Annotated in this window: 10 protein-coding genes; 8 read left to right on the top strand and 2 right to left on the bottom strand. The window is 33.7% G+C overall.

Annotated features, from left to right (window positions below):
• The first annotated feature begins 222 nt into the window (after positions 1-222).
• The 7 genes from AC3ITQ_RS13650 (at position 223) to AC3ITQ_RS13620 (ending at position 9,417) form a co-directional block, all read left to right on the top strand.
• On the top strand, positions 223-1,908 hold the full coding sequence (locus AC3ITQ_RS13650) for an OstA-like protein (protein WP_489234749.1): 1,686 nt from the start codon (positions 223-225) through the stop codon (positions 1,906-1,908).
• 169 nt (positions 1,909-2,077) lie between these two features.
• Positions 2,078-3,274 carry an aspartate aminotransferase family protein gene (locus tag AC3ITQ_RS13645; RefSeq protein WP_489234748.1) on the top strand — a complete coding sequence of 399 codons (1,197 nt, stop codon included), beginning with the start codon at positions 2,078-2,080 and terminating at the stop codon, positions 3,272-3,274.
• 212 nt (positions 3,275-3,486) lie between these two features.
• On the top strand, positions 3,487-4,884 hold the full coding sequence (locus AC3ITQ_RS13640) for a tetratricopeptide repeat protein (protein ID WP_194655611.1): 1,398 nt from the start codon (positions 3,487-3,489) through the stop codon (positions 4,882-4,884).
• Positions 4,884-5,633 carry a shikimate dehydrogenase family protein gene (locus AC3ITQ_RS13635; protein WP_375031883.1) on the top strand — a complete coding sequence of 250 codons (750 nt, stop codon included), beginning with the start codon at positions 4,884-4,886 and terminating at the stop codon, positions 5,631-5,633. The genes AC3ITQ_RS13640 and AC3ITQ_RS13635 overlap by 1 nt, the downstream gene beginning before the upstream one ends.
• A 67-nt stretch (positions 5,634-5,700) precedes the next feature.
• Complete coding sequence (locus AC3ITQ_RS13630; protein WP_489234747.1) at positions 5,701-6,450, top strand: lipid A phosphoethanolamine transferase; 750 nt, start codon at positions 5,701-5,703, stop codon at positions 6,448-6,450.
• 293 nt (positions 6,451-6,743) lie between these two features.
• The gene (locus AC3ITQ_RS13625; protein ID WP_489234746.1) at positions 6,744-8,732 is read left to right on the top strand and encodes a DUF349 domain-containing protein; all 1,989 of its coding nucleotides are present in this window, start codon (positions 6,744-6,746) and stop codon (positions 8,730-8,732) included.
• Positions 8,733-9,000: 268 nt separating this feature from the next.
• A complete protein-coding gene (locus tag AC3ITQ_RS13620) occupies positions 9,001-9,417 on the top strand; it encodes an OsmC family protein (RefSeq protein WP_375031886.1) in 417 nt (138 codons plus the stop codon).
• Positions 9,418-9,494: 77 nt separating this feature from the next.
• Here the strand turns inward: AC3ITQ_RS13620 and AC3ITQ_RS13615 are convergent, their stop codons facing one another.
• Both AC3ITQ_RS13615 and gyrA read right to left on the bottom strand, forming a co-directional pair.
• Positions 9,495-10,766: a tetratricopeptide repeat protein gene (locus AC3ITQ_RS13615; RefSeq protein ID WP_375031887.1), complete on the bottom strand. Its 1,272-nt coding sequence runs from the start codon at positions 10,764-10,766 to the stop codon at positions 9,495-9,497.
• A gap of 42 nt (positions 10,767-10,808) precedes the next feature.
• Positions 10,809-13,451, bottom strand: a complete 2,643-nt coding sequence (gyrA, locus tag AC3ITQ_RS13610; protein WP_489234745.1) for a DNA gyrase subunit A — start codon at positions 13,449-13,451, stop codon at positions 10,809-10,811.
• A 258-nt stretch (positions 13,452-13,709) separates the two neighbouring features.
• On the opposite strand from gyrA, the gene AC3ITQ_RS13605 reads away from it, so the two are divergent.
• Positions 13,710-16,256 carry an ATP-dependent Clp protease ATP-binding subunit gene (locus AC3ITQ_RS13605; RefSeq protein ID WP_072971217.1) on the top strand — a complete coding sequence of 849 codons (2,547 nt, stop codon included), beginning with the start codon at positions 13,710-13,712 and terminating at the stop codon, positions 16,254-16,256.
• Positions 16,257-16,392 lie beyond the last annotated feature (136 nt).

Below are 16,392 nucleotides of genomic sequence, written 5' to 3'. Positions count from 1 at the left end.
TTTGACAACTTTTATAAATATTACTTTTTAATGTTGGATGACCACTGCGTTTGTCTATGATATAAATTTATATATAAAAACTCATTTAAAAAACATCAACAAACCTTTGAACCTTTATCGCTTTGTCCCGAAGCTTCGGGATTACATCTAAAAAATATAAATTAATCCTAATATCCATAAAGGTTATATCCTTTTTCATAAATTTGACAAAAATTTAATCAATTGAAGAAATCACTCTTTTTCATATCTTATTGTTTGTTTCTATTAAGTGTTCAAACCATTTTTGCGCAGGCACCTAAAAAAATTATTGTAGAAAATGCTGATTTTTCTGATGTGGATCAGGAATTAATGCCGGATGCACTTTTATTAACAGGAAATGTAAAAGTAAATCATGACGGAGTTGTACTAACATGCAATAAAGCTTACTTTTTTCAAAAAGAAAATTATCTAAAAGCTTTTGGTAATGTGCAATTAGTTCAGGGTGATACATTGTTTTTAAATAGTAAATATGCTGAATATAACGGAAATGTAAAAAAGGCATTTGCAACTGGAAATGCTGTTATGACTTCTCCTGATGCAACTTTAGCAACTGATACCATTAATTTTGATCGAAATGTTCAGGAGGTTTTTTATAATACAAAAGGAACTATCATCAACAAAGACAATACACTAGTTAGTAAATCAGGCAGGTATTATGTAGCTGAAAAAAAGTTTCAGTTTTTGACTGAGGTAACACTGACGAATCCTAAATATGTGGTAAAATCAAATCACTTGGATTATTACAGTAATTCGGGGCATACCTACTTACTTGGGCCATCAACAATTACAAGTAAAGCCAACTACATTTATACTGAAAAAGGCTTTTATGACACCAAGAAAAACCTCGCGCATTTTCTCAGGAAATCTTATATAAAATACGATGACAGGCGGATTGAGGGCGATAGCTTGTATTATAACAGAAATATCGAATTTGCATCGGCAACGCGAAATGTAAAAATTACGGATTCGATCAATCGCGGAATCGTAAAAGGACATTATGCCGAAGTGTACAAACTGAAAGATTCTATGTTTGTGACCAAAAGAGCAGTTGCTGTTAATTTTGTAGAAAACGATTCGGTTTATATTCACGGAAAAAAACTAATGGTTACCGGAAAAGAAGGCGAACGAATTTTAAGAGCTTACAACAACGTTCGTTTTTTTAAAGTTGATATGAGCGGAAAATGTGATTCTATACATTCAAACTCCAAAACGGCTTTGACAAAATTAATAGGTAATCCGATTTTATGGAACGGAGATAATCAGATTACTGGAGACGTCATGCATTTAATTGGTGACAATACTACCAAAAAACTAGATTCATTAAAGGTGCTCAATAACACTTTTCTTGTCTCGCGGGATACACTCGGAACCGGATTTAATCAGGTAAAAGGACTCAATTTATTCGGAAAGTTCAGGGATGGTAAACTCCACGATGTCGATGTCATCAAAAATACCGAAGTGATTTATTATATGCGAAATGACGCCAATGAGCTAATCGGAATTAATAAAAATGTCAGCAGTAAAATCAATCTTATTTTAGAGAATAATGCTATTGAAACGATTACATTTTACAATAAAGTCGATGGCGATATTTACCCAGAGGCAGATTTACCCGAGAACGCCCGTAAGTTAAGAGGTTTAGTCTGGCGTGGTGATGAAAGAATAAAATCGAAAGATGATATTTTTAGTGCTGAAGACAATGAAGAAAATGACAAACTAATTCAGCAAGGAAAAGACCAGGAAGCAAAAGATAAAGACGTCCCGATGAAAGTCAGGAAAGAGACGCGCGACTACGATAAAAAGAAGCCCGCAGTGAAAACAAATGCAGCTAAAGCAGATACAACAAAAACTGTTAAGACTAAAAAGTAATTTTTAGTCGCAGTCGTAGTTTTCTGCGTAAAACCTTGCGAACTTATTAAGACCCCAGCCTCAGTTTGTAGTACACAAAACTTTGCGATCTTTGCGGTAAAAATTTAGTAGCAGTTTCAATTTTCAATAAACTTGAAACCTGAAACTTGAAACTTTTAAACAAATAACAGTGAATCCAGATTTTATAAAATACCAGGCACAAACTTCTCCTTATCCGTTAGGAATGGAAGTTTCACACGCTATTGGCTCCTATATATACGACACAAACGATAAAAAATATTTAGATTTTGTTGCCGGCGTATCGGCTTGCACGCTTGGACACCAGCATCCGAGAGTGAATCAGGCAATAAAAGATCAGCTGGATAAATATTCGCATGTGATGGTTTATGGCGAATATTCACAAAGCCCAGCCGTTCAGTATTGTAAATTATTGGCTTCACTCCTACCAGAATCTCTTAATAAAACCTATTTAGTAAACTCAGGTACAGAAGCTATCGAAGGCGCGCTTAAATTGGCTAAACGAACAACAGGTCGAAGTCAGCTTATTTCGTGTCACAATGCTTATCACGGAAACACAATGGGATCAATGAGTGTTATGGGATTTGAAGAGCGCAAACAAGCTTTTCGTCCTTTACTGCCGGATGTCGATTTTATCACTTTCAACAACGAAGCCGATTTACAAAAAATAACAACCCGAACTGCAGCCATTCTTTTAGAGACCATTCAAGGCGGTGCCGGATTTATTCAGCCTGAGAACAACTTTTTACAGAAAGTTCGAAAACGTTGTGATGAAGTTGGAGCCATTATGATTGTAGACGAAATTCAGCCAGGTTTCGGTAGAACCGGAAAACTTTTTGGTTTTCAAAACTACGATGTCACTCCGGATATTGTAGTTATGGGCAAAGGAATGGGAGGCGGAATGCCTGTTGGTGCTTTTACAGCTTCTGCGGAAAAAATGGATCTTTTAACAGAAAATCCTAAGCTGGGACATATTACTACATTTGGGGGTCACCCTGTCATTGCGTCAGCTTGTTTAGCGACTTTGCAGGAATTAACTGAGACTAATTTAATGCAGGAAGCCTTAGAGAAAGAAAAACTCTTTCGATCGCTTTTGGTACATCCTTTGATAAAGGAAGTTAGAGGAAAAGGATTAATGCTTGCTGCGATGACTGCAACAGCTGAAATAACCAATGAGGTTATTTTAAATTGTCAGGATAAAGGATTGATTTTATTCTGGCTGCTGTTTGAAGGATGCGCCATTCGAATTACACCGCCATTGACCATTTCTGAAGAAGAAATAAAAGAAGGTTGCGCTATAATTTTAAGCGTTATGGATGACATTATAAAAAAAGAACAAAAAGCTTAATTTAAAGCGATCTGAGTCTGTTATCCAACAAAAATAAAAATTAGAATAATAATCAAAATAATCTTTTATATATCAGAAGATTATGACTAAAAACAGAATCAAAATTCTGTCCATATTGTTAATTAAATTGTTCAAAACAATTAATTTCCTTTCCCCACAACAATAATATGGTTGCCTAAATTTATAACAGGCTAATTTCAAATAAAGACAGTATGCAATTAAGCAACGAAGAAGAAGATTATAACCTATCCCTATCCAAATTTGAGTCAATGTTAAAAACTAACAAAGTACTCTTTTTTGATTCTGAAGAATTCGAAGAAATTATTCTTCATTACTTAGACATAGGTAAGGCTAATTTAGCAAAAAAGGCCTTAAAACTTGCATTAGACCAACATCCAAAATCTACAGGCTTAAAATTAGTACAAGTAGAAATGCTGGTTTATGACGACAAACTTGAAATCGCTGAAAAGCTTTTGAATGAGTTGTATGCAATTGAACCTAACAACGAGGAAATTTACATCCAGAAAGCCAATATTTGTTCTAAAAGAGATCAACACGAAAAAGCGGTAGAATTGCTTAAAATTGCCTTGCAATATACTGACGACTACGCTGACGTGTACAATCTTATTGGAATGGAATATCTTTTTATGGATAACCTTGAGATGGCAAAAGACAGTTTTATCAAATGTCTTGAAGAAGACTTAGAAGATCAATCTGCTTTGTATAACGTAGTATATTGTTTTGAATTTTTAGATCAAAATCAGGAAGCAATTGTTTATCTGAATGATTATATCAACAAAAACCCATATAGCGAAATCGCTTGGCATCAGCTTGGGCGCTTGCATTATGGCGTAAAAGAATATGAAAATGCCATTCGTGCTTTTGATTATGCAACGTTAATCGATGACGAGTTTTTAGGTGCTTTCATGGAAAAAGCAAAAGCTTACGAGCGTTTGAAAAAATACGCTGAAGCAATTGAAAGCTACAACAGAACTATCGAATTGGACGATGCAACTTCATATGCACTATTGCGTATTGGAAAATGTTATGAAAAACTGGGAAATGCCGTAAAAGCACTTCAATATTACAACCAAACTGTTCATGAAGACCCACTTTTGGACAAAGGCTGGATTGCGATTACCGACTTTTATGTTCGCCAGAAAAACTTTCAAAAAGCATTATTTTTTGTCAATAAAGCTTTAGCAATTGACAATCAAAATCGTCTGTATTGGAAACGTTACGCAACGATCAATAAACAAATGAACTTTTTTGAGGAAGCAGAATTTGGCTATAGAAAAGCAGTTGAATTTGGTGATTATGCTTTGGATACCTGGTTATATTGGGTTGACATCTTACAATTTTTAGGAGAATTCGAAAGCGCTATTCAAACCTTATTGCAAGCTTCAGAATACTTTCCGGAGGAAAACGAAATCGAATATCGTTTGGCAGGATTGTATTTCATGATTCAGGATAATACAAAAGCAAAATTCCATTTAAGCAATGGTTTACGTTTAAACTTTGACAATTACATTTTGATCGAAGATTTATTTCCTGTGGTCTGGACAAAAAAAATGGTGAAAAATTATATTGAAAAACATAGAAAACAATAATGATTGATATTTTAAAAAGACGTTTTGGCTTATTAGGGCGTAATATTAGCTACTCATTTTCAAAAGGATATTTTACAGAAAAATTTAGCGATGAAGTTTTTGTTGGTAACAGCTATGAAAATTTCGATATTTCTGAAATCAATCATTTTACCGGATTGCTAAAAAACAACCCAGATTTAAAAGGTTTAAATGTTACTATTCCTTATAAGGAACAAGTAATTCCTTATTTGGATAAACTATCAACAAAAGCAAAATTAATTGGTGCTGTTAATACAATTAAGTTTACCAAAAATGGAAAACTAAAAGGCTATAATACCGACTATTACGGATTTAAAAAATCATTAAAACCATTATTAGAACCACATCATAAAAAAGCGCTTATTTTAGGAACAGGTGGTGCTTCAAAAGGTGTTGCATTTGCTCTTGATGAGCTTGACATTCCCTATACTTTTGTATCTAGAGAAGCTAAGGAGAACATCATTGATTATGATCTAATCAATGCGACGACTTTTGACAATTTCCAAATTATAATCAATTGTACTCCCGTTGGAACAAGTCCTAATATTGAGGCTTGTCCTGATTTACCCTACGAATTCTTTACTGAAAAACACATTGCATACGACTTAATTTATAATCCTGCAGAAACGCAGTTTATGAAAAACGCTAAAAAGTACGGAGCAATTACTAAAAATGGATATGACATGCTTATTTTTCAAGCTGAAAAAGCATGGAAAATATGGAATAAATAAAAAAAATCTTAACAAATAAAATGTCAAAGTAATTTTTGTAACTTAGTCTATTCATTAATAGGTAGTTATGAAAAAAATATACTTACTCTGTATTTTTATATTTCTAGGAATTACAACTTCAAAAGCGCAAGGGACAGAAGTCGAAGAAAAAATTCCATTTACTGAACCGCGTTTTCGTTATTATCTGCAAACTTTACTCTTTTACAACGAATACCTGGATACCAAAAATGGTTCGTTTAATACGACACAAGCACGTGCCTTAATTCCTATTGGCAGCAAGGCATGGAACTTAAGGTTTGACCTCCCTTTAGTATCCGCCAATACTAATGAGACAAACAAAACCGGGCTTGGAGATGTTGGTATGGGGATAAGTTATATCCCCTTTATGAAAAACAGCCAGGGCATTGCTCTAAGAGCAAGGGTCTATGCTAATTCCGCAGTAGATCCGGCATTTGGATCCGGAAAATGGGTAATTATGCCGGCCTTTTTTTATGGCAGATATTTTAATGAGAAAAAATTTCTATGGATTTCCTCCTTTGAATACCAACAAAGTTTTGCAGGCTCAAGTGAACGCACTGACATTAGCATTGCTGTTCTCGAAAGTGTACTCTTTCATTTTTTTGGCAAAAACTGGATCGCTGGCGACGTTGCATTGCGATATAATAGTACTTTAAATGGATACCAAAATAATGCATACGTTGAATATGGCAGAAAAATAACCCCTACAAATCTGATCTATATTCATCCAAGTGTTGCATTTGGCGGAGATAAAACGTACAATTACGGTATAGAAGCTGGTTTTCTAATTTTATTCTAGTTTACGAGTAATTCAAAAAATCTTCATTATACCATACTCTATCAATATCCGGAAAAAACAACCAATCTTCAGTTACGATATAAATTTATGACTGTTTTTCTTAAAACACTATTTATTCCTAATTTAAATAAACTTTAAAAAATCAATAAAAAAAATCACATCATAATCGCAAATTCCTTGAATAAACATGAATTTAATCGTAAAATAGCGTATAAACAAAGGATTTATTTTGTATTTAGAAACACCTTTACTATCTTTCGCAATGTTTAAAATAAAAACCTTATACATTTAAAATGTTAGAAGAAAAGAATGATAACCTGCAAGAAGCAGATGGAAAATCAGGAATCGAAATTAGCGATTCTATACAAAATGATGCAATTGAAACATTGAGTTCTGAAACAACGGCGGAAAACGAAATTTCACCTGAAACTGAAATAGAGAATACTGCAGAAGCTGAAGAAACCAATCATCAAACAGCACTTGACGCTATAACAAATTCTAATGCTGAAGAAAGCGAAGATGAAACGCTAAAAGAGCGCCATGATATTCCTATGCAGGATTATGATACTTTTTCATTAGATGCCCTTGTTGATGAATTAAAAAAGCTTGTCCATACAGATAAAGCAATGTCTGTAAAGGATCATATCGAAGAAATTAAAAAATCTTTTTTATTACAATACAATCATCTTATTGAAGAGAAAAAAGAGGAATTTAATGCCTCTAAACAAGATCCAAACGAAGAGTTCGAATATCATTCTCCGCTAAAATCTAAATTTGATGAATATTATAATATCTTCAGAGAAAAAAGGAATGCCCATTTTAAACATTTGCAAACCAATTTAAAATCAAATTTAGAGAATCGACTTGCCATTGTTGAAGAACTAAAAGAACTTATAAATCCACAGGAGAACATCAAAGATACGCTTAAACATTTCAATGATTTAAGAGAAAGATGGAAAAATGCCGGAGCAATCCCAAAAGACAAATACAATCACGTTTGGAATAATTACCATTTTCATGTGGAGAATTTCTATGATTACCTACATTTAGATCGTGAAGCCAGAGATTTAGATTTCAAATACAACCTTGACCAAAAGCAAAAAATAATTGCTCGTGTAGAGGAATTAGTAAATGAGACTGATATCAGTAAAGCATTTAGAGAATTACAAGATTTACATAGAATCTGGAAAGAAGATATCGGACCAGTTTCTAAGGAACATCGCGATGCTATCTGGAATAAATTTAGCGAGTTGACCAAAAAGATTCACGATAAGAGAGAACTTTTATTTGAAAGCCAAAGAGCTAATGAGCAACAAAACCTCGAAGTTAAAAAAGGTATTATTACCACAATAGAGGTTTTAGCTACTGAAAAAGTTGGATCTCACTCACAATGGCTGGTACAAATTCAGAAAGTAGAAGCACTTAGAAATGAGTTTTTTGCTGCTGGGAAAGTTCCATCAGACGTAAATGAAGAAACCTGGGCTGCTTTTAAAACTGCTGTTAGAAACTTTAATTCTTTTAAAAATTCATTTTATAAAGACATTAAAAAAGATCAAAACGACAATCTAAACAAAAAAATGGCACTTGTTGCAAAAGCAAAAGAACTACAGGAAAGTACCGATTTTGGCGCCACTACTCCAGTAATGAAACAAATTCAGGAAGAGTGGAAACAAATTGGTCACGTTCCTAAAAAATATTCAGACAAAATCTGGAAAGAATTCAAAGACGCTTGCAATCACTATTTCAACAAGCTAAAAGAACATAAATCTGAGGAAAACGGAGACGAAGTAGCAGCTTTTGATAACAAAAAAGCATACTTGGATATTTTGAGAGCTTATCAGTTAACAGGAGATCATAAAACAGATTTAGACGCTATTAAATTACATATTGAAACCTGGAAAGGATTTGGAAAAGTACCCTTTTCAAGACGTCATATTGAAGGGAAGTTCAATAAAATTTTAGATGCCCTTTTTGAAAAACTAAGTTTGAGTAAAAAAGAAACGGAGATGATGCGTTTTTCTAACAGAATTGATTCTTTATCTGAAAGTAACGATACACGTAAATTAGATAATGAAAAGATATTCCTAATGCGCAAAATTGAAGAAGTTCAAAATGAAATTTTTCAGTTAGAGAATAATATTCAATTTTTCACAAATACTAAAAACGCGAAAAAAGAAAATTCAATTGTTCTTGAAGTTCGTAAAAATATCGCTATCCATAAGGAAAGCCTTGATGTTTGGAAAGATAAATTGAAACAATTGCGTAATTTAGGTCAGGAATAGATCTAATTTAATCTAAAAACACAAAGGAGTAATAAAATTCATTACTCCTTTTTTTATTCTTCCTTTTTTTACCGCAAAGTTCACAAAGCTAAATTAACACAAAAGCTTTGCGAACTTTGCGTAAAATCATTGTACACTTTTCGGTTAAGTTTTTTTTTTCACATTTCAACCTCAAACTTAACATTCGAATTAACTTTCATAAAACTATTCCGTAAAATATTGATTATATTTGATTATCAAAAGATTACAAACCTTAAAATAGTATAAAATGAAATTTACAAGAAAAGCAAACGCCAACTGGAAAGGAACCGGTATGGAAGGAAAAGGGACCATTAGCACTCAAAGTACCACTTTAGATAACGCACAACTATCATTTAAAACCAGATTTGCAGATGGAGTGGGCACTAACCCAGAAGAACTTGTTGCTGCAGCACATTCAGGCTGTTTTACGATGCAATTAAGCTTCTTATTGAATGAAGGAGGTTTTACCGCAGATGACTTGTCTACGGAGGCAACAGTGACTTTTGAAGATGGAACTATAACACTAATTCATTTAGATTTAAAAGGAAAAGTACCATCCATTTCAACTGAAGAATTTGAAAAAACAGCTGCAAAAGCTAAAGAAATCTGTCCAATCTCTAAACTTTTAAACACCACAATTACATTAACAGCCACTTTGGTATAGTTTTATTTAATTATTACGCATAAAAAAAACCATTCGTTATAACGAATGGTTTTTTTTATAGTTACAAAAATTAATTCTTAGTTCATTGTAGCTTTCAATGCTTTTGCTTCAGCAGTCATTTCTAAAGCTTTATAAACACCTAATAATGTTTTAGATACATCTTCATTTTTAGGATCTAATTCATTTGCTTTTTTAAGGTAAGGAATAACTCCTTTAAAAACACTTTCTCTTTGTTTCTTCAAAACTTCATAACGCTTAGTATCTTTATCAGAAGTTCCCAATTTATTCATTTCATCAATAATTGGTTTCTCTGCTTCTAATTTTAAAGCAGCAAGATTCAAATATGCGTTTGTATAATTTGGATTAATCTCAATTGCTTTCAAATAATATTTCTCAGCATCTGCTTTGTTATTAGCGTTAGCACTAATAACTCCTAAATTGAAAACTAAATCAGCATTATTTGGATCTTTTTGTAAAGCCTCACCAACTAATTTTTTGTAAGTTTCAAAATCTTTAGTTTCAAGATACAAATTAGCTTCAGTTAGAAGCAAAGAACTATCTTCCGGATTTGTTTTTCTTGCATCAGCAACCGCTTTCTTAGCATCTTCAATACGTCCTTTTTGAACTAAAATTAAAGCTAAATTTTTATAAATCTCACCTCTCTTAGAAGGAATAGCTTCTGTTTTCGGTTTTTCGTGAGTTCCTAGTTTTACAGCTAAATCTCTTTCACTAGCGGTATTAAAACCATCTTCATTACCTGAAGCTTTATTTAACGCGGTGTAACTAGTACCTTTACCAGAATAATTCAGTTTCTTTAATTCTTCATACATAGGCAAAGCAGCGTCATAATCCTGAGCATTTACTGCAGTAGAAGCAGCATAGTATAAATTGATAGTATCTTTTTTATCTAACGAATAAGCATCATACAATTTTTTTGCACCTTCTGAATTTTTATTTGCCTGAGTGTCTGCAATAGCTGAATTAATTAACAAACCTTTAATTTGAGTAATTGAAGCAGCAGCCTGTGTAGAGTACTTTTGTTTTCCAGAAGTTTTTTCAATCTCAATTAACTTTTTATAGCTTTCAGCTGCAAGAGATAAATTTTTACTTTCTTCAACTTTTTTGTTAGCTAATTCTAAATAAGCATTTCCTTGTACAGAATAGTACTGTGCTTGTTCAACATCTTTAGCATTAACTATTAAATTTTCTGCATCTTTTAGTATTGCAATTGCTCCCTGAGCATCTCCGCTTTTTAATGCTTTTTCAGCACCTTTAATCTGATCTTTTTGAGCAAAAGTAGCTACTGAAATCAATAATGCTGATGCAAGTATTACATATTTACTTTTCATAATATTCAATTTGTGTATTTAATTTTAAATGTGGTTTTTTATTTATTCCTCTGACTCTTCTTCTTCAGAATCATCCTCGTCTATTACTTCTTCATCAGAATCATCGTCATCGTCATCTTCAACAGTTCCGTCATCTTCAAGAACTTCTAAGTCCGGCTTAACTCTTTCAATAACAGGCCCAACTACATTTCCTTCTTCGTCAACAACAACTTCTTCAACATCATCTTTCATTACTTTTGTTACAGCAGCAATAGAATCTTTACCTTTTAGGTTAATTAATCGAACACCTTGTGTTGCACGACCCATAACACGTAAATCTTCAATAGCCATTCTAATTGTTAATCCAGATTTGTTGATAATCATTAAATCATCAGCATCAGTTACTGCATTAATAGAAATCAGTTTTCCTGTTTTCTCAGTGATATTAAGTGTTTTAACACCTTTACCACCACGGTTTGTGATTCTGTAAACATCTTCACCATCTTCGTCAACTAATTTGGTACGTTTTCCGTATCCATTTTCAGTTACAACTAAGATTTGTGAATCGTTAATATCATTTTTATCTACAGTAACCATACCAATTACTTCATCAGTATCATCTTTTAATGTAATTCCACGAACGCCAGAAGCCGTTCTTCCCATCGGACGTGTTTTGGTTTCTTCAAAACGAACCAATTTACCAGACTTAACTGCTAAGATAATTTGGCTTTCTCCATTTGTTAATTGCGCGCCCATTAATTCGTCACCTTCCTTAATAGTTATAGCAGCAACACCGTTTACCCTTGGTTTAGAATATTTCTCTAAAGAAGTTTTCTTAACCTGACCTTGTTTGGTAACCATTACAAGATTATGACTGTTGATGTAATCTTTATCTTTTAGATCTTGTGTACAGATGAAAGCTTTTACTTTATCATCACTTTCAATATTTACTAAATTCTGAATTGCTCTACCTTTTGCCGTTTTACTTCCTTCCGGAATTTCATAAACACGCATCCAGAAACATTTCCCTTTTTGAGTAAAGAACATCATATACTGGTGGTTGGTTGCAACGAACATATGCTCAAGGAAATCCTGATCTCTTGTCCCTGCACTTTTTTGTCCAACTCCACCTCTATTTTGAGTTTTGTATTCTGTCAGATTAGTACGCTTGATATAACCTGCATGCGAAATTGTAATTACTACATTCTCATCAGCAATTAAATCTTCAATACTTACATCTCCGCCAGAATATTCAATTATAGAACGACGCTCATCTCCGTATTTTTCACGAATTTCTTCAAGTTCTTCCTTAATTAAGTTAGTCCTTAAATTAACATCAGCTAATAACGCTTTTAAGTGTTCGATTAATTTCATTAATTCTTCAAACTCAGCTCTTAACTTATCTTGTTCCAGACCAGTTAACTGACGCAAACGCATCTCAACAATAGCACGAGCCTGAATATCTGATAATTTAAATCTTTCGATTAATTTCTCACGTGCTTCTTCTGTATTCTTAGAACCTCTGATGATAGCAATTACTTCATCGATATTATCAGAAGCAATGATTAAACCTTCTAATATATGTGCTCTTTCTTCTGCTTTACGCAATTCAAATTGCGTTCTGCGAACTACAACATCATGACGGTGCTCAATAAAATAGTGAATCATATCTTTTAGATTCAACATTTGTGGGCGACCTTTTACAAGTGCAATATTATTTACACTGAAAGATGATTGTAATGAGGTAAACTTATATAAGGTATTCAAGACTACGTTTGGCGTAGCATCACGTTTCAGGATATAAACGATACGCATACCATTTCTATCCGATTCGTCACGAATATTCGCGATACCTTCAATTTTTTTATCGTTAACTAAATCAGCCGTACGTTTGATCATTTCGGCTTTGTTAACCTGATATGGAATTTCGGTAACAATGATACATTCTCTTCCGTCAACTTCTTCAAAACCAACTTTAGCACGCATTACAATACGTCCTCTACCCGTTTTAAAAGCTTCACGAACGCCTTCATAACCATATATTACACCTCCAGTTGGAAAATCCGGAGCTTTAATATGCGTCATTAATTCGTCTATTTCAATATCATTATTGTCAAGATACGCTAAAGTACCGTTGATTACTTCCGTTAAATTGTGTGGAGGCATATTAGTAGCCATACCAACCGCAATACCAGTTGCTCCGTTTACTAATAAAGTAGGAACTCTTGTTGGCATTACTTTTGGCTCATATAATGTATCGTCAAAGTTCAATTGAAAGTCAACTGTTTCTTTTTCGATATCTGCCATAATATCTTCTGAAATTTTGCGCATTCTGGCCTCAGTATAACGCATTGCTGCCGGACTGTCACCATCAACAGAACCAAAGTTACCCTGACCATCTACTAATAAATATCGCATACTCCATTCCTGAGCCATACGTACCATGGCATCATAAACAGAGGTATCTCCGTGTGGGTGATACTTACCCAGAACCTCTCCTACGATTCTCGCAGATTTTTTGTGGGCAGATCTTGATGTTACTCCTAAGTCATACATTCCGTAAAGAACTCTTCGATGCACTGGTTTCAAGCCATCTCTAACATCAGGAAGTGCTCTAGATACGATTACTGACATCGAATAATCGATGTAAGCTGATTTCATTTCATCTTCTATGTTAATAGGAATTAACTTTTCTCCTTCAGACATAAGTTGTTATATTAAATAATTATATTAGTTTCAAAGCGTGCCAAGATACGTTTTTTTCGAATTTTTTCAGCTATTTCCTTACACTTATTTCAATGATTTATTAACAACTTTATTTATTCTTTTGGTTAATAAATTAAGCGTTTTTTAACGCTTTTATTGTTATTTTTTTTGTCAATTAGCTGACAGTAGTTCTCGAAGGGTACGGTTTTTGTTTTTCAAACTGTAATTCACTAAATTTACAATACCAATAAATATATTATGGATGATAATTTTTCACCAAGAGTAAAAGATGTTATTACATACAGTAAGGAAGAAGCCCTTCGTTTAGGACACGACTTTATTGGTACTGAACATCTAATGCTGGGCATTTTAAGAGATGGTAACGGAAAAGCTATTCATATACTTAATAACCTAGCAGTCGATTTAGACCATTTACGCAGGAAGGTAGAAATACTGAGTCCAGCCAACCAGAGCGTTGAAGTAAATGCTGAAAAGAAAAATCTTCATCTTACCCGACAGGCAGAAAGAGCCCTGAAGACCACTTTTCTTGAAGCTAAAGTATTTCAAAGTTCGTCGATTAGCACGGCACACTTGCTTTTATGCATCTTACGAAACGAAAACGATCCAACAACCAAGCTATTGAATAAGCTAAAAATAGATTATGACATAGCTAAAGAACAATATTTAAACATGACGCCAAACGAAGAAGAATTCTTAGAAAACTTGCCAAGAAACGAATCGTACAATGACGATTCAGGACAAGATGACAGTCTTAAAGAAAGTAGTTTTAACAATCCGGCCAATAAGTCAAACAAAAAATCCAAGACTCCGGTTTTAGATAATTTTGGGAGAGATTTAACAGAAATGGCAGAGGAAGGAAAACTAGATCCGGTAGTAGGACGCGAGAAAGAAATTGAACGTGTTTCGCAAATCTTAAGCCGTAGAAAAAAGAACAACCCACTACTTATTGGAGAGCCTGGAGTTGGTAAGTCTGCTATTGCAGAAGGACTTGCTTTGCGTATTATCCAAAAGAAAGTATCTCGTATTCTTTTCCACAAACGTGTGGTTACTCTTGATTTGGCTAGTTTAGTAGCCGGAACAAAATACCGCGGTCAGTTTGAAGAAAGAATGAAAGCCGTTATGAACGAGCTTGAGAAAAACGACGACATTATTCTTTTTATTGATGAGATCCACACTATTGTAGGTGCAGGTGGAGCAACTGGTTCACTTGATGCTTCAAACATGTTCAAACCTGCTTTAGCAAGAGGAGAAATCCAATGTATTGGTGCCACAACTCTTGATGAGTACAGACAATACATTGAAAAAGATGGTGCTTTAGAAAGACGTTTCCAAAAAGTAATTGTAGAACCAACTTCTGTTGAGGAAACAATTGCAATCTTAAATAACGTAAAAGATAAATATGAAGATCACCACAATGTTACTTATACGCAGGAAGCAATTGAAGCCTGCGTTAAATTAACAAACAGATATATGTCTGAGCGTTTTTTACCGGACAAAGCTATTGATGCTCTTGACGAAGCTGGTTCTCGCGTACACATTACTAATATTGATGTTCCTAAACAGATTCTTGATTTGGAGCGTCAATTAGAAGAAGTGCGTGAAAACAAAAACATGGTAGTTAAAAAACAAAAATATGAAGAGGCTGCCAAACTTCGTGATGATGAAAAACGTATTGAAAAAGATCTTGCCGTTGCACAAGAACAATGGGAAGAAGACTCTAAGAACAACAGAATTGAAGTTACAGAAGATAATGTAGCTGATGTTGTTTCGATGATGACCGGAATTCCTGTTAACAGAATTGCACAAACAGAAAGTAACAAACTGGCTAAATTACCTGAATTGATTCAGAATAAAGTAATCGGTCAAAATGAAGCTGTATTGAAAATTGCACGTTCTATTCAACGTAACAGAGCCGGACTTAAAGATCCTAACAAGCCAATTGGTTCGTTTATTTTCTTGGGTCAGACTGGAGTTGGTAAAACACAATTGGCTAAAGTTTTAGCAAAAGAATTATTCGATTCTGAAGATGCATTGGTACGTATTGATATGAGCGAATACATGGAGAAATTTGCAATTTCTCGTTTAGTTGGAGCGCCTCCGGGATACGTAGGATACGAAGAAGGTGGTCAATTGACTGAAAAAGTTCGTAGAAAACCATATTGTGTGGTTCTTTTAGACGAGATCGAAAAAGCGCATCCGGATGTATTTAATATGATGCTTCAGGTTTTAGACGATGGTTATTTGACAGATAGTTTAGGTCGCAAAATCGACTTTAAAAACACAATTATCATCATGACTTCTAATGTTGGCGCACGTCAATTGAAAGATTTCGGACAAGGTGTTGGTTTTGGAACTGCTGCAAAAGTGGCTCAAGCCGATGAAAATTCAAAAAGCATCATCGAAAATGCATTGAAAAAAACTTTTGCTCCTGAATTCTTAAACAGAATTGATGACGTAATTGTATTCAATGCTTTAGAAAAAGCTGATATTGATTTGATTATCGAGATCGAGCTTAAAAAACTATATTCTCGTATTGCTGAATTAGGTTATAAACTAAGTCTTACTGATAAAGCAAAAGCGTTTATCGCTGAAAAAGGTTTTGACAGACAATTTGGTGCAAGACCGCTTAAAAGAGCGATTCAGAAATATGTTGAAGATTTATTGGCAGAAGAAATCATCACTTCAAAAATTCATTCAGGAGACGAAATCTTAATGGATTTAAAAGATGACTCTCAAGAACTTTCAGTAGAAATACACAAAGCAGAAGAGCCGACTAATCAATAAATTAGTTTAATTTTATAACAAAAATAATATACCCGTTACGTTTTCATAACATAACGGGTATTTTTTTTGAATAATTTACTATCTTTAGTAAAAGCAAATAGCTATTTTTGAATTTAAATTAAATAACAATAAAACA

It is taken from the genome of Flavobacterium sp. KH_001, assembly GCF_057840745.1.
Note: the sequence above shows the minus strand (reverse complement) of the source record. Positions and strands in the feature narration are given on the sequence as shown.

Coding starts and splice junctions, on each gene's coding strand:
- AC3ITQ_RS13625 (WP_489234746.1), top strand. CDS start 6,744: ATGTTAGAAGAAAAGAATGATAACCTGCAAGAAGCAGATGGAAAATCA.
- AC3ITQ_RS13620 (WP_375031886.1), top strand. CDS start 9,001: ATGAAATTTACAAGAAAAGCAAACGCCAACTGGAAAGGAACCGGTATG.
- gyrA (WP_489234745.1), bottom strand. CDS start 13,451: ATGTCTGAAGGAGAAAAGTTAATTCCTATTAACATAGAAGATGAAATG.
- AC3ITQ_RS13640 (WP_194655611.1), top strand. CDS start 3,487: ATGCAATTAAGCAACGAAGAAGAAGATTATAACCTATCCCTATCCAAA.
- AC3ITQ_RS13635 (WP_375031883.1), top strand. CDS start 4,884: ATGATTGATATTTTAAAAAGACGTTTTGGCTTATTAGGGCGTAATATT.
- AC3ITQ_RS13615 (WP_375031887.1), bottom strand. CDS start 10,766: ATGAAAAGTAAATATGTAATACTTGCATCAGCATTATTGATTTCAGTA.
- AC3ITQ_RS13605 (WP_072971217.1), top strand. CDS start 13,710: ATGGATGATAATTTTTCACCAAGAGTAAAAGATGTTATTACATACAGT.
- AC3ITQ_RS13630 (WP_489234747.1), top strand. CDS start 5,701: ATGAAAAAAATATACTTACTCTGTATTTTTATATTTCTAGGAATTACA.